This is a genomic window from Paenibacillus sp. MSJ-34, assembly GCF_018918005.1.
Classification (GTDB): Bacteria; Bacillota; Bacilli; order Paenibacillales; family Paenibacillaceae; genus MSJ-34.
On record NZ_JAHLPR010000050.1, the window covers coordinates 22945 to 47621 of the forward strand.

19 protein-coding genes and 1 riboswitch are annotated in these 24677 nt (G+C 54.3%); of the genes, 8 read left to right on the top strand and 11 right to left on the bottom strand.

Features of this window, described 5'->3' with window-relative positions:
* Positions 1 to 237: 237 nt before the first annotated feature.
* From KQI79_RS22325 to KQI79_RS22355, 7 genes are all read right to left on the bottom strand, one after another.
* Positions 238 to 1581: an FAD-dependent oxidoreductase gene (locus tag KQI79_RS22325; RefSeq protein WP_216540525.1), complete on the bottom strand. Its 1344-nt coding sequence runs from the start codon at positions 1579 to 1581 to the stop codon at positions 238 to 240.
* A 22-nt stretch (positions 1582 to 1603) separates the two neighbouring features.
* The gene (locus tag KQI79_RS22330) at positions 1604 to 2467 is read right to left on the bottom strand and encodes a carbohydrate ABC transporter permease (protein ID WP_216540543.1); all 864 of its coding nucleotides are present in this window, start codon (positions 2465 to 2467) and stop codon (positions 1604 to 1606) included.
* A gap of 10 nt (positions 2468 to 2477) precedes the next feature.
* Positions 2478 to 3386 (bottom strand): carbohydrate ABC transporter permease, encoded by a 909-nt coding sequence (locus KQI79_RS22335; RefSeq protein WP_216540526.1) that lies wholly within the window; start codon positions 3384 to 3386, stop codon positions 2478 to 2480.
* 10 nt (positions 3387 to 3396) lie between these two features.
* A complete protein-coding gene (locus KQI79_RS22340) occupies positions 3397 to 4083 on the bottom strand; it encodes a hypothetical protein (RefSeq protein WP_216540527.1) in 687 nt (228 codons plus the stop codon).
* Positions 4084 to 4143: 60 nt separating this feature from the next.
* Positions 4144 to 5442: an ABC transporter substrate-binding protein gene (locus KQI79_RS22345; RefSeq protein ID WP_216540528.1), complete on the bottom strand. Its 1299-nt coding sequence runs from the start codon at positions 5440 to 5442 to the stop codon at positions 4144 to 4146.
* Between the two features lie 134 nt (positions 5443 to 5576).
* Positions 5577 to 6335: a response regulator gene (locus KQI79_RS22350; RefSeq protein ID WP_216540529.1), complete on the bottom strand. Its 759-nt coding sequence runs from the start codon at positions 6333 to 6335 to the stop codon at positions 5577 to 5579.
* On the bottom strand, positions 6313 to 8157 hold the full coding sequence (locus KQI79_RS22355) for a cache domain-containing sensor histidine kinase (protein WP_230191517.1): 1845 nt from the start codon (positions 8155 to 8157) through the stop codon (positions 6313 to 6315). Before KQI79_RS22355 ends, KQI79_RS22350 begins: the two co-directional genes overlap by 23 nt.
* Positions 8158 to 8208: 51 nt before the next feature.
* Between KQI79_RS22355 and KQI79_RS22360 the strand changes: the two genes are divergently transcribed.
* Together KQI79_RS22360 and KQI79_RS22365 are read left to right on the top strand one after the other, a co-directional pair.
* Positions 8209 to 9525 carry a transglutaminase domain-containing protein gene (locus KQI79_RS22360; RefSeq protein WP_216540530.1) on the top strand — a complete coding sequence of 439 codons (1317 nt, stop codon included), beginning with the start codon at positions 8209 to 8211 and terminating at the stop codon, positions 9523 to 9525.
* A 93-nt stretch (positions 9526 to 9618) separates the two neighbouring features.
* The gene (locus tag KQI79_RS22365; protein ID WP_216540531.1) at positions 9619 to 10908 is read left to right on the top strand and encodes an MFS transporter; all 1290 of its coding nucleotides are present in this window, start codon (positions 9619 to 9621) and stop codon (positions 10906 to 10908) included.
* Positions 10909 to 11996: 1088 nt separating this feature from the next.
* On the opposite strand, the gene KQI79_RS22370 is transcribed toward KQI79_RS22365, so the two are convergent.
* Positions 11997 to 13457 carry an amino acid permease gene (locus KQI79_RS22370; protein WP_216540532.1) on the bottom strand — a complete coding sequence of 487 codons (1461 nt, stop codon included), beginning with the start codon at positions 13455 to 13457 and terminating at the stop codon, positions 11997 to 11999.
* A gap of 92 nt (positions 13458 to 13549) precedes the next feature.
* Positions 13550 to 13738: riboswitch (Lysine riboswitch) on the bottom strand.
* 174 nt (positions 13739 to 13912) lie between these two features.
* Between KQI79_RS22370 and KQI79_RS22375 the strand changes: the two genes are divergently transcribed.
* Together KQI79_RS22375 and KQI79_RS22380 are read left to right on the top strand one after the other, a co-directional pair.
* Positions 13913 to 15769 carry an ABC transporter ATP-binding protein gene (locus tag KQI79_RS22375; protein WP_216540533.1) on the top strand — a complete coding sequence of 619 codons (1857 nt, stop codon included), beginning with the start codon at positions 13913 to 13915 and terminating at the stop codon, positions 15767 to 15769.
* A gap of 31 nt (positions 15770 to 15800) precedes the next feature.
* On the top strand, positions 15801 to 17012 hold the full coding sequence (locus KQI79_RS22380) for an alpha-D-ribose 1-methylphosphonate 5-triphosphate diphosphatase (RefSeq protein WP_216540534.1): 1212 nt from the start codon (positions 15801 to 15803) through the stop codon (positions 17010 to 17012).
* A gap of 78 nt (positions 17013 to 17090) precedes the next feature.
* On the opposite strand, the gene KQI79_RS22385 is transcribed toward KQI79_RS22380, so the two are convergent.
* A complete protein-coding gene (locus tag KQI79_RS22385) occupies positions 17091 to 18227 on the bottom strand; it encodes a conserved virulence factor C family protein (RefSeq protein ID WP_216540535.1) in 1137 nt (378 codons plus the stop codon).
* A gap of 255 nt (positions 18228 to 18482) precedes the next feature.
* On the opposite strand from KQI79_RS22385, the gene KQI79_RS22390 reads away from it, so the two are divergent.
* The 3 genes from KQI79_RS22390 to KQI79_RS22400 all read left to right on the top strand — a co-directional run bounded on the left by KQI79_RS22390 (position 18483) and on the right by KQI79_RS22400 (position 22365).
* Positions 18483 to 19622 carry an amidase domain-containing protein gene (locus tag KQI79_RS22390; RefSeq protein WP_216540536.1) on the top strand — a complete coding sequence of 380 codons (1140 nt, stop codon included), beginning with the start codon at positions 18483 to 18485 and terminating at the stop codon, positions 19620 to 19622.
* A gap of 101 nt (positions 19623 to 19723) precedes the next feature.
* A complete protein-coding gene (locus tag KQI79_RS22395) occupies positions 19724 to 21238 on the top strand; it encodes an oligosaccharide flippase family protein (protein ID WP_216540537.1) in 1515 nt (504 codons plus the stop codon).
* A gap of 101 nt (positions 21239 to 21339) precedes the next feature.
* The gene (locus KQI79_RS22400) at positions 21340 to 22365 is read left to right on the top strand and encodes an MBL fold metallo-hydrolase (protein ID WP_216540538.1); all 1026 of its coding nucleotides are present in this window, start codon (positions 21340 to 21342) and stop codon (positions 22363 to 22365) included.
* A gap of 79 nt (positions 22366 to 22444) precedes the next feature.
* On the opposite strand, the gene KQI79_RS22405 is transcribed toward KQI79_RS22400, so the two are convergent.
* On the bottom strand, positions 22445 to 22726 hold the full coding sequence (locus tag KQI79_RS22405; protein ID WP_216540539.1) for a hypothetical protein: 282 nt from the start codon (positions 22724 to 22726) through the stop codon (positions 22445 to 22447).
* A gap of 180 nt (positions 22727 to 22906) precedes the next feature.
* Here KQI79_RS22405 and KQI79_RS22410 point away from each other — a divergent pair, with 180 nt between their 5' ends.
* Positions 22907 to 24526 carry an ABC-F family ATP-binding cassette domain-containing protein gene (locus tag KQI79_RS22410; RefSeq protein ID WP_216540540.1) on the top strand — a complete coding sequence of 540 codons (1620 nt, stop codon included), beginning with the start codon at positions 22907 to 22909 and terminating at the stop codon, positions 24524 to 24526.
* Here the strand turns inward: KQI79_RS22410 and KQI79_RS22415 are convergent.
* Positions 24492 to 24677, bottom strand: a 186-nt coding sequence (locus KQI79_RS22415; protein ID WP_216540541.1) for a hypothetical protein, incomplete at its 5' end; no start/stop codon positions are given. The genes KQI79_RS22410 and KQI79_RS22415 overlap by 35 nt on opposite strands.

Genomic DNA, 24677 nt, shown 5'->3' on the forward strand with positions numbered 1-24677 from the left:
ACATGACAGGGTCAGAACGGGTGATCTCGCTATATATTCGGCGTTTATGCTGCATAAAATGCAACATAGCGATCTAACCCGCCTTTGAACCCCACGACAAGTTGTATTGTATACAACTTGCGCAGCCCCGATGTAGAAACTGACCTGGTGCAGCTCCAGAACGGGTAGATGACTCCGTTCAGCCCCGGCACAGGAAAAAATGCTCTGTTGCGCAGCCAGACGACTGTACATCTTGCCTTAGCGCAAACAGGCGTTTTCCTTCAACAATTCCGCCTGCAGTTCCGCTACGTCCACATCGGCGGCCCGGACGGACCGCTTATGGGCAAGAGCCGCCGCCGTGCCCGCGGCCTGGCCTGTCGCCATGCAGCTCGGCGTCAGGCGGGTCGTCGCCAGCGCTTCGTGGGTGGTGGAAATGCAGCGGCCCGCTGCCAGCAGGTTGTCGATTTCTTTGGCCACGAGACAGCGGTATGGAATATCGTACGCGCCGTCGCCGCCGATCCATGCCGCCTTCACGCCTTTGCCCGTCGGATCGTGAATGTCGACCGGATACCCGCTGCGGGCAATGACATCGTCGAATTTCCGGCCTTCCACGACATCCTCGATCGTCAAATGGTACAAGCCGTCGATCCGGCGGCTCTCGCGCACCCCGATCTGGGTCCCGACAGAAGAGATCGACGCCCGTTCGAATCCGGGCAGCTTCTTCTGCATAAATTCGGCCATCATCAATACTTGCCTGCGGCCTTCTTCCTCCGCTTGGGTCAAGTCAAGCACGTTCGTCGCGTCCAAGCCTTGCACCCGGGTGCAGTTGACCAGCACTTCGTCGTCGGCCGGTCCGGTGAAGAACAGCACCTGATCGCGGTTGATCGGCAAGTTCGCTTCTTTCCATTGCGAGTAAAATCCTTGCACGCCGGTAAGCGGAATTTTGTCCAGCTCAGCGATCGGCGTTTTGCGGTAAAAATTGTCGGGATTCTCGATCATATACCGGCGAACGCGCCCCAAGTCGACGCCTCTCATCCGGAATTTCATCGTCATCGGCTGCGTACGGTGATCGCCGTCGCGGCCTTTGAAGACCGGCGCGCCGGACAAATAGGCGAGATCGGCATCGCCCGACGTATCGACGAATACGCTGCCGCGAATGGCGATCCGGCCCGACTTGCCCGTTATTTCCACCGCGCGGATCCGGCCGTCTTCCGCAATGACCCGATCGACGAAACTGTGGACCAATAGCTGTACGCCGGCTTCTTTCAACATGTCGAGCACGAGCACTTTGAATATATCGGCATGATACGGCGTGACGGTATGGACAAATCCGACCGTATCGCGAAGATGGCCCGGCGAGCCGCCCGCCTGCATCAACCGGTCGACAATTTCCTGGGCAATACCTTGAATGACTTGTTCCCCTTGTTCCGTATGAAACGTCATCCAAGGATATACGGAAGCGGCCGTAGACATGCCGCCCACAAAGCCGTGCCTCTCGATCAGCACCGTACGGACCCCTTGACGGCCGGCGGCGATGGCCGCGTTAATCCCCGCAGGCCCGCCTCCGACAACGACTACATCGGCTTCAATCGTTTGGTTCATGATTAGCCTCCTACATGTATGATTATTCTTTCAATCCGGTCATCGCGACCCCTTCGATAAATTGCTTCTGCGCGAAGAAAAAGACGATCAAAAGCGGAACCGTCGCCATGACGGAGGCGCTCATCAAGTGATGCCACGCCGTACCCGCTTCGTCGGTGAACAGCGACAATGCGAGCGGCAGCGTCATCAATTTACGGTCGCTAATAAAGATAAGCGGATCGAAGAAGTCGTTCCAGCTTGTCAGGAACGTGAAGATGGTCAGCGTCGCAACCGCAGGCGCGGCCAGCGGCAGCATAATGCGCCAATAGATGCGGAGCCGTGAACAACCGTCGATCATGGCGGCTTCCTCCAATTCCTTCGGAATGCCGAGGAAGAACTGCCGCATCACGAAGACGCCGAACACGCCGCCCGCGCCGAAGATCGGCAAGACGATCAGCGGCATATGCGTATTGATCCAGCCGATTTCGCGCATGAACAAAAACATCGGAATCGCCGTTACCTCGGTCGGGATCATCATCGTGCTGAGCAACGCGAGAAAGACGAGGTTGCGCCCTTGAAACGGAATGCGGGCGAACGCATAGCCGGCCAGCGACGAGAAGAAGATGGTGCCGCATGTCACGACGGCGGCGATATAAACGCTGTTGAAATAAAACAGATGAAACGGTATCGTCCGCAGCACTTCGATATAGTTCTCGAAACGGACGGGCGAAGGTATGAATTCCGGCGGAAATACGAAAATTTTAGCCGGTTCTTTCAACGATGTGGAAATCATCCATAAGAAAGGGATGAGCATCACGATCGAGATTAGCAACAGTATGCCGTAATGGACGAGATGACTTGGCCGGATCCGCGCCAGCTTGCTTCGTTTGCCGCCGAACCCGGTCATCGGAGCCGCATCAGCTTTCATGGAATACCCACCTCTTTCTTAGCTGCCATTGAATCAACGTGAACGCGAAAATGATAGCGAACAAAATATAAGCGACCGCGGACGCGTAGCCGAACTCGAACATTTTAAAGGCTCTTTCCCAAATGTAATAGACGAGCACCTTCGTGCTGCCGCCGGGGCCGCCCTGCGTCATGACGTAAATTTGCCCGAACACTTTCAGCGATCCGATGATGGTCAGTATGACGGTCAAAAAGATCGTCGGCGAAATCATCGGAATCGTCACATTGAAGAACATTCTCGATTTTCCGGCGCCATCGATCCGCGCCGCTTCGTACAATTGGGCCGGAACTTGCTGCAGCGCCGCGATGAAGAGCACCATATTCAGCCCGACGTTCTTCAGCACGCTAGTGACGATAACGGCCGGCATGGCCAGTTTCGGATCGTACAGCCACGCGGGGCCTTGAATGCCGATCAATTGCAATATTTGGTTGATGAACCCGGAGTCTGTGGCAAACATATATTTCCAGACGATCGACCATACGACGAGCGAAGTCATGACGGGCACGAAAATCGCGGTACGGAATATGCCCATGCCGGGCAAATTTTTGGAGAGCGGCAGCGCTAGCAGCAGCGCCAGCGCGATATTCAGCGGCACAAGGCCTGCGGCGAAATAGAACGTATTTCCGAGCACTTTCCAAAATTCCGCGTCGCCCACAATCGTCCGGTAATTGTCCGCGCCGACGAATGACGCGTCGCCGAGCAGGGGCCAATCGGTCAAACTCATATAAAACGCCATAATTAAAGGAATAATGAGCAGCAGCAGAAATCCGATTACCATCGGCGACACGAACAGCCAGCCGGTAACGTTGATTTCTCGCCGTATGGCGCTTCTTCTGCGGGAACGAATTTGGTTTGTCATCGAATCATCCTCACTTGTCAATCTCATTCCGCAGCGCCGAAACGGCTCTCGCGATCTCGTCCGCCGTTTTCCCGGTCACGACGGAGCCGATCAGCAGCGCTTTAATGCCGCATTGCATGAAGGGCCGTATATCGTCGGCGACGATCCTGCGCTGCGAAGGAACGATCACCGGAACGCCGGCATTGTCGACGAGCCACCGGTATTTGAGCAAATCCGCAAAGCTCAGTTTCGTTCCGTATTCGGCGCCGGGGACGACGGAAGCTTCCAGCGCGTCCATGCCGAAAGCGGAAGCGGAGGCGGTCAGCTTCAAATCGAACGTATCGTTCACGGCGAACGTGCGGGCCACTCCATGGTCTTTCAACAGGAAAGACGGGAGGTGGAACGCGTAGATGGAATAGAAATCGATGCCGATGTCCGCAAGCTCGGCGATTTCGTCGGCTTGAACGCCGTCGATCGAATCTCCCGGTACGATGCCGAGCGGGCCGCCGAACATCGAGCGGATTTCAAGGAAGCTGTCCCGGTATTGGTCCAGCGGGCCGAAACGATTGCCGCTCGCCCGGTGGTCGGCGCGAATATGCACCTTAAGCCCGTCGGCCCCCGCTTGTACGGCTGCTCTCGCTAAAGCCGCGTCGTTCGCGGGGAGGCTGACGAACAGTTGCAGCTTATCGGATTGCAGCGCCTGGCGCAAACGATTCATTATGTCATTCCTCCTGAGAAAGCAACGGTTCGAGCATACGTCGAACCGTCGCGATTGTTATTATTTGGATAACAGCGGCCCGACTTTGTCGGCCATCGTTTTGACGATTTGCTCCGGTTCGGCGATTTGTCCGAACAATTGGTCGAACCCGAACAAGATTTCCGTATCGATTTTTTGCCATTGAATATGTCCCGGCTGCAATCTTGCTTTCGGCATCTCGTCGATGACCGCCTGCTTAATGTCTTCCGGTGCCGGGTTGTTCGGCTGTTTCATAAATTCGTCGGACTCAAGCACGCTTTGGCGCGGCGGCACGAAGAACGTGGAGGTTTTCTGAATTCCGTCTTTGCTCGCCAGGAACTTCAGGAACTTCTTCGCTTCTTCCGGATGCTTGCTGTCTTTGAATATGACGTAGCCCGCTTGGCCCAGCATCGGTACGGAACCTTGCGAACCGGACGGCATCGGCGCGATGCTCCATTCGAAATCTTTGATTTCGCGCGCCTTGGACACATAGCTGTATACGTCGAAGAACATGCCGATTTTGCCGGATTCGAAACTGATTTGCTCGCCCGCTTTCGGGTGGGAGCCGTCGACGAACATCATTTGCTGCAGCATTTTCAACGTTTCAAGGCCGTATTGATCGTCCCAGGTGAATTCCGTCATCTCTTTATTGAACGGTCCGCTTCCGTTCGACCAGGAGTACGAGGACAGTACGATCCATGTTTTCCAATCGCGGAAGAAATTCGCGCCATATGTTTTATTTGCGCCCGTGCCGCTCGTCAAGGTTTTGGCATCCTTCACGAATTGGTCCCAAGTCCATTTGCCTTCTTTGGCAAGCTCGTTCGGCAGCGTAAGCCCGGCGTTCTGGAACGCGGTTTTGTTGTAAAACATAACGGACGGCGGCGTCGAGAATGGAATGCCGTACAGTTTATCGTTCTCGCGGAACAATTCGAGCGTGGAAGGAATGAAATCGTCCATGCCGAATTCGGCGTCATTGGCAAAATCGGATACGTCCGCGAAGATACCGTTTTCCATAAATTGCGGCACCATCCGTTCCGACATCCAGGCCACATCAGGCAGCTCTTTGCCGGCCGCAAGCACCGAAATCTTCTGCTGATAGTCCGGGAAAGGCACCGAATCGATCGTCACTTTAATGTTCGGATTCTGCTTCGTGAATTCATCGGCCAATCCGTTGTATACGTCAAGATGCGCCTGATTTCCCCAGGTCAAAAATTTCAGTTCGACTTGTTTGCCGCTGTCCGCCGGTTTCGATTCGTTCGGGCTTTGGCCGGCGTTGCCGCCGCATCCCGCCGCAATCAAAACCAGGATCACCGACAACAATGAGATCCAAAGTTTCTTCATTTCTGTACTCCCCCTGTTCATGTAATGGCTTACAGAAACTATTGTATTGTAAGCGCTATCTCGGAGAAATTGCGTCATTTTTACATTTGGTTCGATTTTTTTACTACAATTTTTTTAACCGCATTCCATTATGTTTACCCTTGTTCCCGATAGGCGGTTGGAGAGAGCCCGGTCTGCTGCTTGAACACGAGCATGAAATGCTTTGGACTCTGGTATCCCGATAAACGGGCGATGTCGTAAATTTTGAGCTCGGTTTGCAGCAGCAGATGCTTCGCCCGTTCGATGCGAACTTCGGTAATATAGTCTGACAAGTTCGACTTCGTTTCCTGTTTGAACAATCGGCTCAAATAGGCGGGGTTCAAATGCACGAGTTCCGAGAGCGTCTGCAAGCTTAAATCTCCTTCCGGATTCGCCTGCACATACTCTTTAATTTTGCGGATCCATCGTTTGCCGTCGGCCGATTTATCCGCCGTCCCGTCCTGCGCCGCGCTCTCGTCCCTTAGCGGCGCGGAAGGCCGGCCGGAGAGCCGGACGTAAATCCGTTCCAGAGCCGTCACGAACGCTTTCCGATCGACCGGTTTCAGCAAATAATCGGAAACGCCGTAGCGGATTGCTTGCTGGGCGTATTCGAAATCGCCGTATCCGCTAATAATGAGGACAGGCATATGCGGATATTTATCCTTTAATTTTTGAATGAAGACGAGTCCGTTCATTTCCCGCATCCGGATATCGGTAATGACCGCGTCGGGCAGATCGACCGATAAATACTCGAGCGCTTCCTTTCCGTTCTCCGCCTCCTTGACGACGGTAAAATGTTCGGTTACTTGGCCGATCAGGCTTTTGATGCCCCGGCGAATGCCTTCCACATCTTCAACGAGCAATATTTTGTACATCCGACTTACCTCCAATGACGGGAATTGTTATTGTAAACGCCATGCCGCTTCCCGGGATGCCGTCTATATCCAGTTCATACCGTTCTCCGAACATAAGCGTTAATCTTTGATGGATATTGCGCAGCGCAAGCTTGTTCGTCTCTTCGCCATGACCGAACGGTTCCTCGATCGACGCTTTCAATCGTTTGATTTCTTCTTCCGTCATCCCTTTGCCGTCGTCCCGGACGGTCAGCAGCAAGCTCTCCTCGAACCGGACACAGGAAATCCATATCGTGCCGCCATGCTCAAGTTCGCCGATGCCGTGATAAATGGCATTCTCCACCAGCGGCTGCAGAAGCAGTTTCGGCATAAGGCAGGAAGCGGCGGCCGGTTCGATATCCAGGACGACGCGCAGCCGATCCCCGTACCGCAATTTTTGAATTTGCACATAACTGGCGGCGGATTGGACTTCCATTTCCACGGAAACCAAACGGTCGTATTTGCCGACGGTGTAACGAAGCATTTGGCCGAGCGCGGTCACCATATCGGATATGTTGTACACGCGCTGCTCGATCGCCATCATATTGACCGATTCCAGCGTATTGTATATGAAATGGGGATTGATCTGGCTTTGCAGGGCAGACAGTTCCGCCTCCTGTTCCCGCAATCGCAGCAAATACACTTCATTGACGAGCCGGTTGATTTCCTCCGTCATCCGGTTGAAGCCGCGGCTTAATTGCCCGATTTCGTCATGGGACTCGACAGGCACGCTCTGATCGAAATGCCCCCGTTCGACCATCAGCATTTTTTTCTTGAGGCGAACGAGCGGAATGCTCAGCCGGTACGAGAACAATACGGCCAGCATACAGGCGGCGGCCAGACAGACCAAGCCGATCAACATCGTAAAATCGCGCAAATGGTTCGATTCTTTCAACAGCGATTTCACAGGGATGAAGCTGATCGCTTTTAATCCCGAATAGTCGGAAAAATCGACGATCGTCAAATATTTCTCGCCCGCGATATCCATATTCAAGGTAGAATTCCCGTTGGGAAGATCCTGTCTGGCACGGTCGAACGAAGCGGCTATTTGCTCCGAGCCTCCGTATCGTTCCTCGAAGACAAGCTCATTTTTTTCGTTAACGACATACAGGCCGCCTTTTTCCTCGAAACGGACGTTCCGCAATATTTGCCGGAAGAGGTCAAGCTTGATGTCGATCTTGATCAGGCCGATTCGTTTGCCCGTACCCGGTTCCTTCAGCAGGCGGGCGACCGAAAAATACGGCTGCGGACGGCTGTCGATATAATAGGCCGGCTCGTGCTGCGGAATGAGCGTCCAAGCGCCGTCCGCCTTTTTCGCTTGCCGGTACCAATCGCTGTCCGAAATGTCGATGTAGGAATAGATGGACGTGGAATCGACATTGCTGAAGACGATGCCGTTGTCCGCGATGATCTGGATACCTTTCACCTCGGGCCTGTTGTAGGCCAGTCCGGAGATATGGAGGAACATTTTCTCCGCGTCCTCGAACGCCGCGCGGGTGCGGGCGTAGTCGGGGCCGGACTCGGCGTATTTCTTCAAAATAGACGTTACTTTCGTATCGTAGAGCGGTATAAGCGATACCCGCTGCATTTCCATAAGCGTCCGATCCAGATTTTGATTGATCTGACCGACGATCTGGACGGAATAATCGGCCGTTCTCTGCTGAATGGTGGCGGAAAAATCGACAAACGTAACCAATCCTTGCACGGATAGCGGGATAAAAATCAACAACATGAAAATAAGTATCATTTTGGCTCGTAAACTGAGCGAAGACATCCGGTGCAGCTTCTTTTTCCAGGCATTCATATGGCCATCTCCCTTCGGCTCGCCGGTCTCTTTATATGAAACCGCTGTCAAATGATCCGTCTGCAAAGCGTCCTGCCAGACTTTCTCATTGTACGGTGTCAACCCGGTCTTTACAATGGTTTTCCGATGGAAGCGGGCAAGCTTTGCGCGATCGGCGGCGCCGTTTTGAACAAACGGGGCGGATATGGTAATATAGGGAAAATTGATCTGAATTGGTGGTGCGACATGGTCGACGGACGGAAGCTGTGGTTGAACGGGATACTCGTCGGAAGCTTGCTGCTCGGCGGGGCAACGGTACATGGGAGCGGTGCGGATAAGGCGGATATATCGATGTCGAACAAGAATATATCGACACTGGCGGTGCAGACGGCTTCGCAAATCGAGAATCTGTTGTTTGCGGCATTATCCGAAAGGGAGCCGGTAGTATCCTTTACATACGGCGGGCGCAGCGAAGGGCTTTCTTCGCTATTGGATACGGCATTGGAGCGGGCGATATCGTCTGATCCATGCGTGCAGTACGTGATTAAACGCTATTCATACAACTGGAAGTCGACGTCCGCCTCGACGTCGATTACGGTATATTTGGAATACCGGGAAAGCGCGGAACAGACCGCTTATGTGGATCGGGAGGTGCAGCGCATCCTGCGCACGGTATTGAAGCCCGGCATGAACGATCATGAGAAGGTAAAGGCGATCCACGACTGGATCGTGCTCCACCTCGCTTACGACGTGACCCTCAAAAAAGATACGGCTTATGCTGCGCTGAAGGAAGGATCTACCGTCTGTCAAGGCTACGCGCTCCTCGCTTATAAAATGCTGAAGGAAGCGGGAATCGACAATCGGATCGTGGAAGGCGAAGCCGGCGGGCAACTGCATGTTTGGAATCTTGTACGGCTGGACGGCCTGTGGTATCATCTTGATACGACTTGGGACGATCCGGTGCCGGATCGGGAGAACGAAGTAAGCTATCAATATTATTTGCGTACGGACGATCAAATGAAGACCGACCATAAATGGAAAATGGGGAGTCAAACGGCCGCGAAGCCGTATGATCAAACAGTCGAGCAGTTGAAAACAAAGGATGCGGAGAAACGCGACTTTTACGAACAGCTCGAGATCGACTTAAATTATATTTACCTCAAACCGGATCATATTGCGTCCACGGTGGATCAACTGGTCGCCAAGGCGAAGGACGTCTTGGCAAGCGGCCGGAACTCCTTCACAATACGATATACGCGCGGCGATACGGTTCAGGAGGATATGAAGCAGATGCTTGCGCGGGTGGAAGGACTAGCTTCCGTGCGTTACCAATCGAGCGCGTTCGGGAATGAGGGAGACATTCTGTTGGAAATTGAAATGAAACGATGACATAAGTTTGGGGATGTAACATAATGGTTTGTCCGATTTGATAGGAACGTGAAATCATCGATCAGCTAAAATAATGCAAAGGGGAAAACATCGATGTTTCAACGTTCTTTTCGCAATTTATGGTTCAGTCAAACCTGTTCGAACACGGCGGATATCTTATATACGATCGCCTTGATTACGATGATGTATCAGATGAGCGGTTCGGCGACTTACACGGCGCTCGTTCCGCTATGCCGCACGCTCAGCATGAGCGTCAGCGGCATGCTCGCTCCATTAATGGTTGCGAAATACCGCTTAACTTCGCTTTTGCTCGGTTCGCAGGCGGTACAATTCGGCATGTTTTGCGTTATCGCGCTGTTTGCCTGGAAGGCGCTTGCGCCGCATAACGTCTGGGTGTTGCTCGTGCTTGTCGTCATCCTTTCCTTTTTTGACGGATGGACGACGCCGACGCGCAACGCCTTGGTACCGCGGTTAGTGCCGGATGACAAGCTGATGAAAGCGAACGGCTTTCTGGCTACAACGGATCAAACGGTGCAATTCGGCGGTTGGGCTGCCGGCGGCGTGATCGCCGCTACGATCGGCTCGCCGTTGACGCTAGGCTTGACGGCGGTGTTGTACGCCGTAGCATTGGCATTTACCGCCATGGTGCGCGATCCCTCCGCCAGCGGGCGGCATGCGGCGGAAGCGGCGGCAAGCCTTGCCGGGGAGGGCGTAATCGCGCCGGAGCGGCGTCATCGCCGGGATAGCGGCGCCTCGTCCGAGGGCGCGGCGGGCGGCACGCCTTCCCGCTGGGAGACGCTGCGGGAAGGCTGGATCGCCCTATGGCGATTCCGTTCGCTGCGCGCCATTACGCTGATGGATTTGATCGACGGCATCGGCGGATCGGTATGGATCGGCGCGTTTTTGCTCGTATTCGTTCAAGAGGTGCTGCATCAAGGGGAAGAATGGTGGGGTTTTATTAACGCCGCTTACTTTGTCGGCGCAATCGGCGGCAGACTGTTCGTCGTCGCGCTCGTGGAAAAGCTGGAGCGCCGCCTTACGCTGTTCATGGTCGCCGGCACGTTCGGATACGGACTGTGTACGCTGCTATTCGGGCTGAACGCGGGATTGGTTCCGGCATTGCTCCTTACCGTGCTGATGGGCCCGATGTTTCAAACGCGGGACATCGCCCGCAAGACGATGATCCAGCGCAGCGTATCGCGGGATATGCTGCCGAAGGTTTTATCGGCCCAAGCGACACTATCGTACGGGCTGTTCAGCTTGTCCGTACTGGCCATGGGCGTCGTGGCCGATACGTTGGGCATCGGCGCCATGTATGTAACCGCGGCGATTTGCAGCTTCCTCTCTGCGGGAGTCGGGCTGCTCTTCCGCAAAGCGTTCTAACGCGGATTGACGTGGCAAAGCCTTGGAGGCATTTTGGGGGATGCTTCCAAGGCTTTTTTAGCTGAAGAAATTTTGAAATTTCGTTCGAGGATGAGCAACTGCAAAAATTAAAAGCCATGAACTTGGTTCGTTATTCCGGTTTTTGCGCAAGACGAAAAAGGGTGTCTTCGAGTGCTATTCATGCCGAGTAAGTTCCATTGCCTCCATTGGCGTTGCATTAACTTTGCTTAGCAATCTTAAAACAGCTGTGTGGATTACCATGCGAATCCTTCATATTCCTTCTACCGCCCTGCTCCCAAAATTCGCGGACACAGATACGTTAATTGTGACAAACGGCCCGATTTCGGATAGTTTGCGGACAGACGATCCTTTATCCGCGGCAAAAGCGCAAAAACAAGCCCTCCGAGGAATGAATAACGGAACCAATGTCCGCCTAAACAGCAAATAAGCGGTTTTGACGCCAAATAACGGCCGTACGGTCCGGATCGCCATTTCTCGATGCAACGCCATTGCATTGCCTCTTCTGTATCTTGTTTTCTCCCCCCTTCTGTCGATATCCCCTTTGTTCAGAGACCAGTTCTGCCACCCAATAAGTCCGATGTATTATTGTTTGATGCGTCCCCAACGCCAAGCGTTGCCGCTCCATGTCCAGAGCTCGCCGATGAGCGAGCGATACCTTATCTAGCTCATGACCGCCTTAATCTGAGCGAGCGGAAGTTTGTCCTGAGCTTGCGGACTAGCAGCCGATACCGTTATATTGCAATGATCGCTTCATCTGAGCGATCGGGATTTCGGCAAAAGGCGCCGGCCGTGACCTGAGCGAGCGGGATTTCGGCAAAAGGCGCCGGCCGTGACCTGAGCGAGCGGGATTTCGGCAAAAGGCGCTGACCGTGACCTGAGCGATCGGGATTTCGGCAAAAGGCGCCGGCCGTGACCTGAGCGAGCGGGATTTCGGCAAAAGGCGCCGGCCGTGACCCGAGCGGGGGGGATTTCGGTAAAAGGCGCTGACCGTGACCTGAACGAAGGGGATTTCCACAAAAGCGCGAAAAAGAATAAACCCCGGAATGGGTACATGAGACACCGTTGCGCTATTCGCCGCTCGTATCGTGAAAACGGCATTCGTGAAGCGGGATAAGCTTCGTGCGCTTTGTCCATTTATACCCAAGCCAGACGATCACGAACAACGGCAGGCCGATATAGGAAACGAGCACGCCGTTCCAGTCGATGCGTCCGCCCGTGAACGCTGTATAGTTTTGGCCCAGAATGACAATCATGCACAGCGCGAAGGCGAAGATCGGGCCGAACGGGAACCATTTCGCCCGATACGGCAATTCGCTCAAGTCGCGGCCTTGCGCGACGAATGCCCGGCGAAACCGGTAATGGCTGACGGCGATGCCGAGCCAGGCGATAAAACCGGACATGCCGGAGGCGTTGAGCAGCCAGACATAGACGACTCCGTCGCCGAAGAAGGAAGCGAGAAACGCCAGCATGCCCACGAGCGCCGTTACCAGCAAGGCGTTGGCGGGTACGCCCCGCTTATTGATTTTGGCAAGGAAACGCGGCGCCTTGCCTTCTTGGGCGAGCACCCACAACACCCGCGTCGAAGCGTACATGCCCGAGTTGCCGGCGGAGAGCACGGATGTGAGAATGATCGCATTCATGACCGCTGCGGCGAAGGCGAATCCGGCCTTCTCGAACACGAGCGTAAACGGGCTGACCGCAATGCTCTCAACGCCGTCCTGAATCAAGTTCGGATTCGTATAAGGAATGATCATCGCGATCACGATAATCGCCAATATATAAAACAACAGGATGCGCCAAAAAATTTGCCGGATGGCGCGCGGCACGTTGTGAGCCGGGTTCTCGCTCTCGCCTGCCGCCACGCCGATCAACTCCGTCCCTTGGAAGGAAAATCCGGCGGCCATAAAAACGCCGAGAACGGCCATAAATCCGCCGTGAAACGGAGCGTCGCCGATCGTGAAGTTTTCGAATCCGATTCTCTCCCCGCCGATGATGCCGAGTATCATCAGCAGGCCGACCGCGAGAAAAATCAAGACGGTGGCGACTTTAATAAATGCAAACCAGTATTCCGATTCGCCGTAGCCTTTGACAGACAGACGGTTCAATCCGTATATGATCCCGAGGAAGAGCAGGCTCCATAGAAACGACGGGCTGTCCGGGAACCAGTATTTCATGATCAGCGTAGCGGCCGACAATTCGGCGGCGATCGTAATCGCCCAGTTATACCAGAAGTTCCAGCCAAGCGCGAACCCAAGGGACGGATCGACAAAGCGAGAGGCGTACGTGCTGAACGAGCCCGACTCGGGCATATAAGCCGCAAGCTCCCCTAAGCTTGTCATGAGGAAATAGACCATGATCCCTACCGCAATATACGCCGCTAATGCGCCGCCGGGTCCCGCCGCGTGAATGGCTCCCCCGCTGGCAAGGAATAACCCGGTGCCGATCGAGCCTCCGAGGGCAATCATCGTCAAGTGGCGCGCCTTCAATCCCCGCTGCAACCGTTCCTCCGTATTAGAATGGTTTATCATAAAAACTTACTCCTTTTTTAAAATATAGAAAAAATTACAAAAAACCGTCGAAGCAAATTCGACGGCTTTATCCGAATACCGTACCATCCCTTCGTGAAGATAGCGCAACACGCGAACGGCTCGTTTCGCGTGACAGTTCTGCACCTGTTCGGATACAGCCCCAGCCTGCGTAAACGGAGAACAAACGCAAACTTCGGCGGAAATGCCTTTCATGCGGATTCGTCGAGCTTCTCCGGCTCTGGCCCGCATTACTTATCATTCCCGCAACCTCTACCTCACCTTCGGACGGCGAGGATTGTATTTGATGTTTTTACACCGTACAAGTATAAAGAACGAATCGGCAGCAAATCAATTGAAAAATACAGGAAATGGCCCCATCCCATTTCCAAAGGGGCACCGTCGTCGGGCGCCTTCCGCGATGTTATAATAGGATGAGACCAAAGGAGTGGGTGAGGATGAATAACGGATGGGGACACCCTCACGCGATGCACAAGATCGGCGGCAACGCCCCGAAAGTGTCGTTGAAGGAAGTGCCGCTGAGACGGATTCTGGGCATGTTCCGGCCATATATGGGATTGCTGTTTTTTATTGTGGCGCTCGCGCTGGCCGGAGCGGTGATCGGCTTGCTCCCGCCGCTTGTTATGAAAGAAATGATCGACACGGCCATACCGGATAAAGACATAAAGATGCTCGTATGGCTTGCCGTTCTATTGGTTGCGCTGCCGGTTGCGAGCGGCATGCTCGGCGTGTGGCAAAATTATTTGAACACCAAGGTGGCGCAAGGAGTGATGCGCGATTTGCGGCAAGGATTGTTCGGCAATTTACAGCGGCAATCGATCGGCTTCTTTACCGCATCGCGGTCGGGCGAAGTCATCCAAAGGGTGACGGACGACGTACAAGCCATTCAAGGCGTCATTACGAACGTCGTCGTTTCGAGCATTATGCAGACGGTCGTGCTCGCGACCTCGATCGGAATTTTGTTCGCGCTCGATTGGCGGCTTGCGCTCATCTCGGTCGTCGTCTTGCCGCTATCGATGCTGCCGGTGCGAAAAGTGGCGACGCTTCGCAAAAAAATGCGCAGCGAAACACAAAAGATGCGAGCGCAAATGTCGGCACAGCTTGGCGAGGTGTTCGGCGTGTCGGGGGCGATGCTTACGCGGATTTTCGGCCGCGAACAAAGCCAGGAACGGGAATTCGGCGCCTTGAACAAGCAGGTTATGGACATGGAGTTGAAATTAAGCTTGATGGGACGCTGGTTCCTTATGTTTGTCGGCTTGCTCGGGCCGCTCGGTACGGCGATGATTTATTTGTACGGCGGATATTCCGTCATTCAAGGCACGATGACGATCGGAGCGATCGTCGCCTTTGCAGGTTATTTGGGCAGATTGTATCAGCCTTTCGGCACGCTTCTTAATTTGCATGTCGAAGTGATGACGGCGCTCGGCGTCTTTCAACGCATCTTCGAATATCTCGATTTGAAGCCGGATGTCATCGAGCGGGAAGACGCCGTTTCTTTGCCGCAGGCCGCAGGCAACATATCTTATGAAGGAGTCTCTTATTCCTACGACGGCGAGACTGAGGTGCTGCACGGAATTTCGTTTGAGGCGAAGCCGGGGGAAGTTGTCGCATTGGTCGGCCCAAGCGGCGCGGGCAAAACGACGCTTATCGGCATGATCGCCCGCCTGTACGATCCGACCGCCGGCGCCGTTAAGTTGGACGGACGCGATCTGCGCGGCATACGGATCGATTCGCTGCGCAGCCAAGTCGCGTATGTGACGCAGGAATCGTTTCTGTTCCATGCGACGATACGCGAAAACTTGGCGTTCGCCAAAGAAAATGCGACAATGGAGGAGATGGAATCGGCATGCCGCAAAGCGTTCATTCACGATTTTATTGTCGGCTTGCCGCAAGGCTACGACACGGTTGTCGGCGAACGGGGACATCGTTTGTCCGGGGGAGAACGCCAGCGCTTGTCGATTGCGCGGGCGATTTTGAAGGATCCCGTTATTTTGTTATTGGACGAGGCGACGTCCCATCTTGACTCCGAGTCGGAAGCGTATGTGCAGGCGGCGCTGCAGCAGTTGATGAAGGGCAGGACGACGCTCGTCATCGCGCATCGGTTGTCGACGATTCTTGCCGCGGATCAAATTCTTGTCATACACGATGGCCGAATTGCGGAACGCGGGACGCATAGCGAATTGCTGGAGCGGGATGGGTTGTATGCAACGCTGTATGATACGCAATTTCAGGAAGCAAGCCGGGACGATGCGCGCAGTCAAGGCGATGAACGAAGAAATCCGCATCCCGTATAGGAATGCCGGATGGACGAAGGAGGCGACAGAGATGTCAAAACTGCTAATTCGAGGCGGGCGGGCGGTATTGCCGGACGCCGTCGCCGATGCCGATGTGGCCGTGCGGAACGGGCGGATCGAAGGAATATGGACGAAGGAAGAGCGCGCGCGAAGCGAAGCATGGCTGGCGGAAGCGAGGGAAGGCGATGCGTCCGGCGAAACGGTCATTATCGATGCCGAGGGGCGATACGTGCTCCCTGGGCTGATCGATACGCATTGCGATGCGATCGAGAAGGAAATTCAGCCGCGGCCGAATACGCTGTTTCCGCTGGATATGTCATTGATGGAATTCGAGCGGAAGCTGCCTTTGCATGGCATAACGACGATGTATCATTCGCTGTCGCTCGGCGTGGGATTGAGTTTGCGCGGCGACCATTTGCTCACCCAGTTGGTGGAATTGATCCGCGAATATCGCTGCAAACGGGCGATGATCCGCCATCGGATTCATTTGCGTTACGAAGTTTCCCATTTGGACGGCTTGCCGGTCGTCGAACGTTACGTGCGCGAACGCCAGGTGGACTATTTATCGTTTATGAATCATGTTCCGGGACAGGGCCAATATCGGGAACCGGGCTCGTTCGAGCGCTATGTCATGAAAAATCAGGGCGTCGATACGGAAGAAGTTCGCCGGATTACGGAAGAATTGATCGCGCGCGAGCGGCAGGTAGATTGGGACGGGCTGCGGCGCTTGGCGGGGATTGCGGCGGAGAACGGCATTTCGGTCGCTTCCCATGACGACGACTCTCCGCAGCGGGTGGAGGAATCGTCCGGATTCGGCGTGAACGTCTCCGAATTTCCGCTCAATGTGGAAACGGCCGTCTTCGCGAAAGAGAAAGGCCTGCATGTATGCGTAGGCGCGCCGAATGTGGTCAGGGGCGTCTCCCATGACAAAAACATGCGCGCCGTCGATGCGATCCGCGCGGGAGCCGCCGATATATTATGCTCGGATTATCATCCGGCTTCGCTGCTTACGGCGGTGTTTAAACTGTTCGCCGACGGGGAGACGGATTTGCCCGCCGCGGTCCGCATGGCGACGCTGAACCCGGCGCGCGCGCTCGGGACGGCCGAAACGGTCGGTTCGCTCGAGCCGGGCAAAGCGGCCGACTTGATCGTCGTCGACCGTTTCGAAGGGCATCCATGGGTTACACATACCGTCGTCGACGGAACGATCGTATACGAAGGCGGCGTGTACTATACGGGATAGCATGACGAAGGGCTGCTCCCCAAACGCGGATAAACCGTTTGGGGAGCAGCCCTTTATTGTCCATGCGGCGAATGGCCGCTATTCGTCGTTGCGGCGCGCCATCTGCTGCCAGACGCTGCCTGCGGCGGCAACGCCTTCTTCGATGCGCTCAAGCGCCATTCTCGCTTGCAGGCCGACCTCGAACTCGGGGTCGGCCGCCGCTTCCCGCAGCGCGTCGAGCGCGGTTTCGTCGCCCGCTTCATATAAGAAGCGGGCTGCGCGCCAGCGCACGAGCTTGCTCGCGTCGCGCAGCGCGGCAATCATCGGTCCGATCGCGGCGGGATCGCCGAGATCGGACAGCGTATCGCCGGCCGTGCGGCGCACGGCGGCGGACGAGTCTTTCAATGCCGCGAACAACGGCGGCATTGCTTCGGGCGCGCGCAGGTCGCCGAGGTACACCACGGCGAGGCGGCGGATCTGGCTTTGCGAATCGCGCAAAGCCTTCTCGATCAGCGGCAGCCGCTCCAGCGTCGGCTGCATCGCTTCAAGCGCCGCGTACCGCACGCGCCAATCCGGATCGTCGAGCTTCGCCGCGACTTCCTCGTCGGACAGCTCGCGCCGCGCCTCCACGAACGGCTCCTCGCTCGCACCAAGCGCAATCGCCTGGCGTACGAGCGCTTCCAGCCGTTCTTCCGGATAAGCCGCCTCAATCTCTTGTTCGACTTCCTTGGCGATTTCGGCAAGTTCGCCGTAACGTACGCCGTATTCCGCCAGACGCCGCTCCTTGATCAACGTCGCGCTGGCGACGGCCGTTACCGCTTTTGTAAACCGTTCCGACAGCGCAACCCGTTCCTCCTTGCCTTCGGCTTTGACGCGAATTTGCATCGGAATGTTGCGGAACGTTTGCACGAACACTTGTGCCTCGCCGAATCCGCCGCTTTCGCCGTCTTCCGCGCCCGGGATCGAGAGCGGCGCTCCCTCGTCTCCGAACGCTTCTTTCACCACTGCCAAAATCGCGGCCCAATCGGCGCTCGCTCGCCTGTCGAGCGCGACGAAATCAAGAGTATGAAACACGCTTTTTACGCCCTCGATATCCAGCATTCGCTGAATAAACGGCGGCGCCGAGCGGTAATTGTCCGCCGTATATGTTCTCCGTACGCCGGGAGCCAGCGACTCGTCCAAATGAAGCTTCATCGTATTCGGACTCGGCGTCGGCTCGATGGAAACGATTTTCATGCTATCCTTCCTTTCCTTGCAAGACCGGACCGGCCGGCCGTTTTTATATTTAGCTCTCCTTATATTGTACTGCTTTATTTGGCAACGTACAAAGTTATTTGCTTACGAAGCATATTTAGCGGCCCACTTTTCAGCAAGCTCCAATTGTTTTTCGGTACGAACGATTCATAAGAAACGAAAACGGGGAGATAATGAAGAAGGGGAGAAACTATGATCGGAGTGCGTAAAAAAATATTTTGTGAGGGATAGGACAACATGAGACGTATTTTGCTGTGTATAACGGTGCTGATCTGTGCGATCACAAGCGGCGCTTCGGCGGTTGTGGCGGCGGATGACGAAAAGGAACAGGCGCTCTCTTTTTTAAGAACCCTTTATCATGACCGCAATCAGCTTATTCTGAACGGGAATCCGGACACGATCGCCCAATATTACAATAAGGCCGATAAGTTGAGCCGCCTGGCGATGCGTCAAGAAATGCGGCGCAGCCAATATTTGCAGGCATGGGCCGAGAAGAGGGATATGCGTCTGACGGAAGCGGAAGGCGATATTCGCGTGACGCGGTTCAAGCTTGAAGGCGATAAGGCCCGAGTCTCGTTAATCCAAAGCGTGAAAATAGCCTATCAATATAATCAGGAGCATCATTTGCCGACGCAATCGTTCGGCGTTGGGACGCGCCACGCGCTGACGCTCAGAAAATTGGACAACCGCTGGTACGTCGTCAAAGAATGGTATTTGGATCCGATGGACGAGAACCCGAATTTGATTCCTGCCGACAGCGTCAAAGGGTTTCCGAAGAAAACGTTAACCGTGCAGGCGTCGGCCATGATGCAGTCGGACGCGCAATCGGCCCGGCCGCGCAGATACAATCGCGAGAAAGCGGTCGCTTATGCCAATAAATATGCCGGGGCGGCATGGGGCGCGGGCAATAAAGGCCGATACAATCCCAAGTATCGCGATTATACGTATGTAGGCGGCGATTGCACCAATTTCGCGTCCCAAGTCATCGGGGATTCCGAGGAAGGCGGGGGGTTGCCCATGACGGGCGACTGGCAATATTGGTATAGATCCGGGGGAAGCCATACTTGGGTGCAGACGGACCGATTGAAAAACTTTTTGCTGTATAGCGGATACGGCCGTTTAATTGCCAAAGGAACATTCACCCAAGTCGTGCAGCCGAGCGATAAACATCCTCAAGGAGCCGTCGCCAAGCTGGAGCCGGGCGATTTGATCGCCTATGAGATGAATGGAGACGTCGACCACTTCTCCGTCGTCGTCGGCCACGACGTCAACGGTTACCCGCTTGTCAATTCCCATACGGCGGACCGGTATAAAATGCCCTTCGATCTCGGATGGGACAAATCCACGAAATATTTGCTGATTCATATTAACGACTAAGCCGCGCGAACAACATTTGACAACCCCTTAACATATCCGCCGATGCTTTGACATAATCCTTAAATAGGACAAAGCGTCTTTGCGGGAAGGAGGGGTGAGGCTTGGCGTCATCCAAACTCATGAAACAAATGGCACTTCGGACGAGTGCCATTTTTCTCGTCAAATTGATCGGCTTTTTCGCGCGCATCCCGCTGTTTCGCATGCTCGGTGCGGAAGGGATCGGGCGTTACCAAATGGTATATTCGTTATACGTCGTATTGCTTACGTTTGTCACGGGCGGGTTTCCAACCTCGCTCGCCTTGACGACGGCGGACGATCCGGCGAAAGGTTGGAGGTACTTTACATTTCTATCCTTGATATTGGTCGGGCTCGGCGGCGTCGCGAGTTTCGGCTGCTTCGTCTTTGCCCCGCAGTTGGCGTCGATGCTCGGCGACCCGGGGCTCGCATTTGCAATTCGCTGCCTGGCCCCCGCATTGTTGATCGTCCCCGTCTTAAGCCTGATTCGCGGCCTGCTGCAAGGGATTGAAGCGTATGGATATATTGCGGTTTCCGAATTGATCGAACAAGCCGTACGGGTCGTCCTGATGCTGCTGCTCGTTTCGCTCCTGATCGGCAAAGGGACGGCTATTGCCGTTAGCGGGACGCTGCTGGGAGCGTTTGCCGGCGCAACCGCCGCCATTCTCTTTTTAATTCTCGTTCTGTTGTTTATCCCTTATCCGGCCGTACGCCGCCGTAAAGGAAAATGGTCCGTTTGGGAAAACGGTTCCGGGATGCGGCAATTATTTCAGGCGGGAGCCGTTATTTCCCTTAGCCGTTATATTATTCCTGTCTCCGAGTTTCTGGACGCGCTGATCATTCCGCGAAGACTGCAAGATTCGGGATTGTCCTTCCCGCAAGCGAGCGCTATCTTCGGCGAAATGTTCGGCATGGCTTCGACGATAACGTATATGCCGCTTATTGTGACGGCCGCGCTCATTCATACGCTGTCCGCCAAATTTATTGCCGACTGGCATCAAGGAGAGGGAGAACGATTCTACAGGCGCGTTCGCTTCTCGTTCGATATCGCGATGTTGTGGGGGATCGGAGCTTCGCTGACGCTTTTCTTTTACAACCGGGAGTTGTCCGTTCTCGTCTTCGGCGACGAATCGGCCGCCATAGGCATTCGTTATTTGGCGGTTGCGCCGTTATTCGCCGGATTGCGGGAGTTGACGTCGACGGCATTGCTCGCGATGGGGCGCAGGAGGGAAATACTGACCGGCCTCATCATCGCGCTTGTTGCCAGCAACGTTCTGAATATCGTGCTGGTGGCGATTCCGGGATTCGGATACCAAGGCATCGCGATCGGCATGATCGTCTTCGAAGTCATTGGTGTAATATGGAACTTGGCCGTCATACGCAAGCATAGCGGCGGGAAATTGCAATGGAATCCGTTCAACGCGGGAATATGGATCGTCTTGCTGCTGTTTTTCCTTCAGTTCAACCTATCGGCTATTCTGATTCCCCGGATGGAAATGCCGCAATGGTTTGAAGGAGCGGTGCGAGCGAGCTTTTCTTTTTTACTGATAGGCATTTACATATTGTTGCGCTTCATGAAGAATAAACACGAGCATTTATAAAGGAAACGATTCGCGGGCCGGGCGGTCCGATCGACAGGCACAACTTTTTTCTTTCGGTCATAATTTGCTATATTGTAATTAACGAAAGGAGAAGTCGCCGAATGCCCAAACCTCGATTTCAAAATATTGACAACGTCCCCACGGATAAAACGATGAAAGATTTCAGACAATGGCGCCAGGAACGGATCATAAAGAAAAAAGATTATTCGTTCCGTGTACCGAACGTTCAGCCGGAACTCGAGTACTTGCGTCATAACCGGACCGATTCGACTGTGACTTGGATCGGCCATTCCACGTTTTTCATTCAATACGCCGGATTGAATATCGTGACCGACCCGGTTTGGGCGATGCGGATGGCAATGAACCGCAGATTGTCCCCGCCCGGCATACCGCTTCGGGACATGCCTCCGATCGACGTCATTCTTATATCGCATTCCCATTACGATCATTTGCATATATCTTCCGTACGCCGCCTCTACGGCGCCGATACGTTGATCGTCGTTCCGGCCGGTCTGCGCCGTAAAATGATGCGCAAAGGCTTCACTCGCGTCGTCGAGCTTCAATGGTGGGAGCAATTGCAAGTCCGCGGCGTGAAAATCGCCTTCGTACCCGCACAGCATTGGACGCGGCGTACCCTTACCGATACGAACCGTTCCCATTGGGGCGGCTTTGTGTTGGAATATGCCGGCCGGCGGCCGGTCTCCGAGCGGCAACAGCTTCGAATCGCGTCCTTCAATTCGAAGAAGACGGGCGGTCCGGACGAATCGGGGGATGGCGGAGGCAAGGAAGATAAGCTGCCGACGATTCATTTTGTCGGCGATACCGGCTATTTCCGCGGCTTTCGCGAGATCGGCGAACGATTCGACATCGATGTGTCGCTCATGCCGATCGGCGCGTACGAGCCGGAATGGTTTATGACGTCCCAGCATGTCACGCCGGAAGAAGCGCTGCAAGGGTTTCTCGAGACGAAAGCCGGCCTCATGATTCCGATGCATTACGGAGCGTTTAAGCTGGCCGACGATACGCCGCGCGAAGCGTTGGATCGCCTGGAAGCGGAGCGGCGGCGGCTCGGCATCGGGAGCGAATCGATTCGGGTGCTGGCGCATGGGGAGACGCTGCGGTTGTAATTCGCCCGCAACGACGAATGACGGCTCGAGCCCGAGCCGTCATTGTCATTGGATTTCAATGAATGTATAATGTCATGCACTACGCAAACGAGGACAGCACCGCTCCGAAGATAAGGACGAAGAAGATGACATAAATCGCTACCCCGATTAATGCCCAGATCAGAGCGGCTCTGCTGTAATTTCTTTTGTTCGGATTCGTATTGCCGCCGAATGCCCATACGAACAACATAATAATGTTCACGATCGGGATAATCAGAAGCAGCATGGTGACTATCCAATCTTTGGTCGAGACGACCGGCGCGGTTTCTACCCCGGTCGAATAGCTTGCATGCGGGGCTTGCACATTAACATTGGTTTCCAAAATAAAAACACTCTCCTTGTAAATTTTGGCTTAGGAAACGTTTTCCTCGATTTAGTATACAAGGAGACGGTTTCATTTTACAATACAAATTTTTACAATGGAGACAGGACGAAACTGATTTTATATGCTATAATAATAATTTGAGTGTTTTATTATTATGTAGCAAAGGACGGGACTGCCATGATTACTACAAGCGGTGTGACGCTCCGGTACGGAAAACGCGCACTCTTCGAAGACGTTAATATAAAATTTACGCCCGGCAACTGTTACGGCTTAATCGGCGCGAACGGAGCGGGGAAATCGACTTTTCTGAAAATATTGTCCGGCGAAATCGAGCCGAATACGGGCGAGGTGCATATTACGCCGGGAGACCGTCTGTCGGTATTGAAGCAGAACCATTTCGAATACGACGAGTTTCCGGTACTGGAAACGGTTATTATGGGGCATGCGAAGCTGTACGATATTATGAAAGAAAAAGACGCGCTTTACGCGAAACCCGATTTCAGCGAGGAAGACGGCATTCGCGCCGGCGAGCTGGAGGGCGAATTCGCGGAATTGAACGGTTGGGATGCGGAACCCGATGCGGCGGCGCTCCTGATCGGGCTTGGCATTCCGCGCGAATTGCACGACAAGAAGATGGCGGAGCTGAGCGGAAACGAGAAGGTGCGCGTATTGCTCGCCCAGGCGCTGTTCGGACGACCGAACATTTTGCTGCTTGACGAGCCGACTAACCATTTGGACATCGAGTCGATCAGTTGGCTGGAAAACTTCCTGATGGATTACGAAGGAACCGTTATCGTCGTATCCCATGACCGCCACTTCTTAAACAAAGTGTGCACGCACATCGCCGATATCGACTTTGGCAAAATCCAGCTTTACGTCGGCAACTACGATTTCTGGTACGAATCGAGCCAACTGGCGCTCAAGCTGGTGCGCGAGCAAAATAAGAAAAAAGAAGAGAAAATCAAGGAACTGCAAGCGTTTATTCAACGTTTCAGCGCGAATGCGTCCAAGTCGAAGCAGGCGACATCGCGGAAAAAACAGCTCGAGAAAATTACGCTCGAAGACATACGTCCGTCCAACCGCAAATATCCGTTTCTGCATTTCAAGCCGGAACGCGAAGCGGGCAAGCAGTTGTTGACCGTGGATGGCATCGGCAAAACGCTGGAAGGCGAGAAAGTGCTGGATAACATCAGTTTCGTCGTAAACAAAGGAGACAAAATCGCGTTCGTCGGTCCGAACGGATTGCCAAAAACGACATTGTTCCAAATCGTCATGGGCGAGCTTGAAGCGGACAGCGGGGAGTATACTTGGGGCGTAACGACGACGCAGGCCTATTTCCCGAAAGACAACTCCGCTTATTTCGACGGGGTTGACCTTAATCTGGTCGATTGGCTGCGCCAGTACTCGAAAGATCAGGACGAGACGTTCTTGCGCGGTTTTCTCGGACGGATGCTGTTCTCCGGCGAAGAGGCGCTGAAGAAGGCGAGCGTGCTGTCCGGAGGAGAGAAAGTGCGCTGCATGCTGGCGAAAATGATGCTGAACGGCGCGAACGTCCTCGTATTCGACGAGCCGACGAACCACTTGGATTTGGAATCGATCACCGCGCTCAACAACGGTTTGATCGACTTCGACGGCACCATTCTGTTCGTGTCGCATGACCACCAGTTCATTCAAACGATCGCGAACCGCATTATCGAGATTACGCCGAAAGGCCTGATCGACCGGGTAATGTCGTACGACGAATATTTGGAAAGCGAAGAAATCAAGCAATTGCGCGCACAAATGTATGGCGAATAAAGCAAAGAGCCGGTAGAACGGCTCTTTTTTTAACATTATAGAATTTATAAAATTTTGGGGTGGGCAGGGCTTCCGCCTCGTTTTTGTTTTTGGTAAGGTTAGGATATGGAGACGAACGTGCTAAAACGAATCTTCTTTGATGAACATGGAC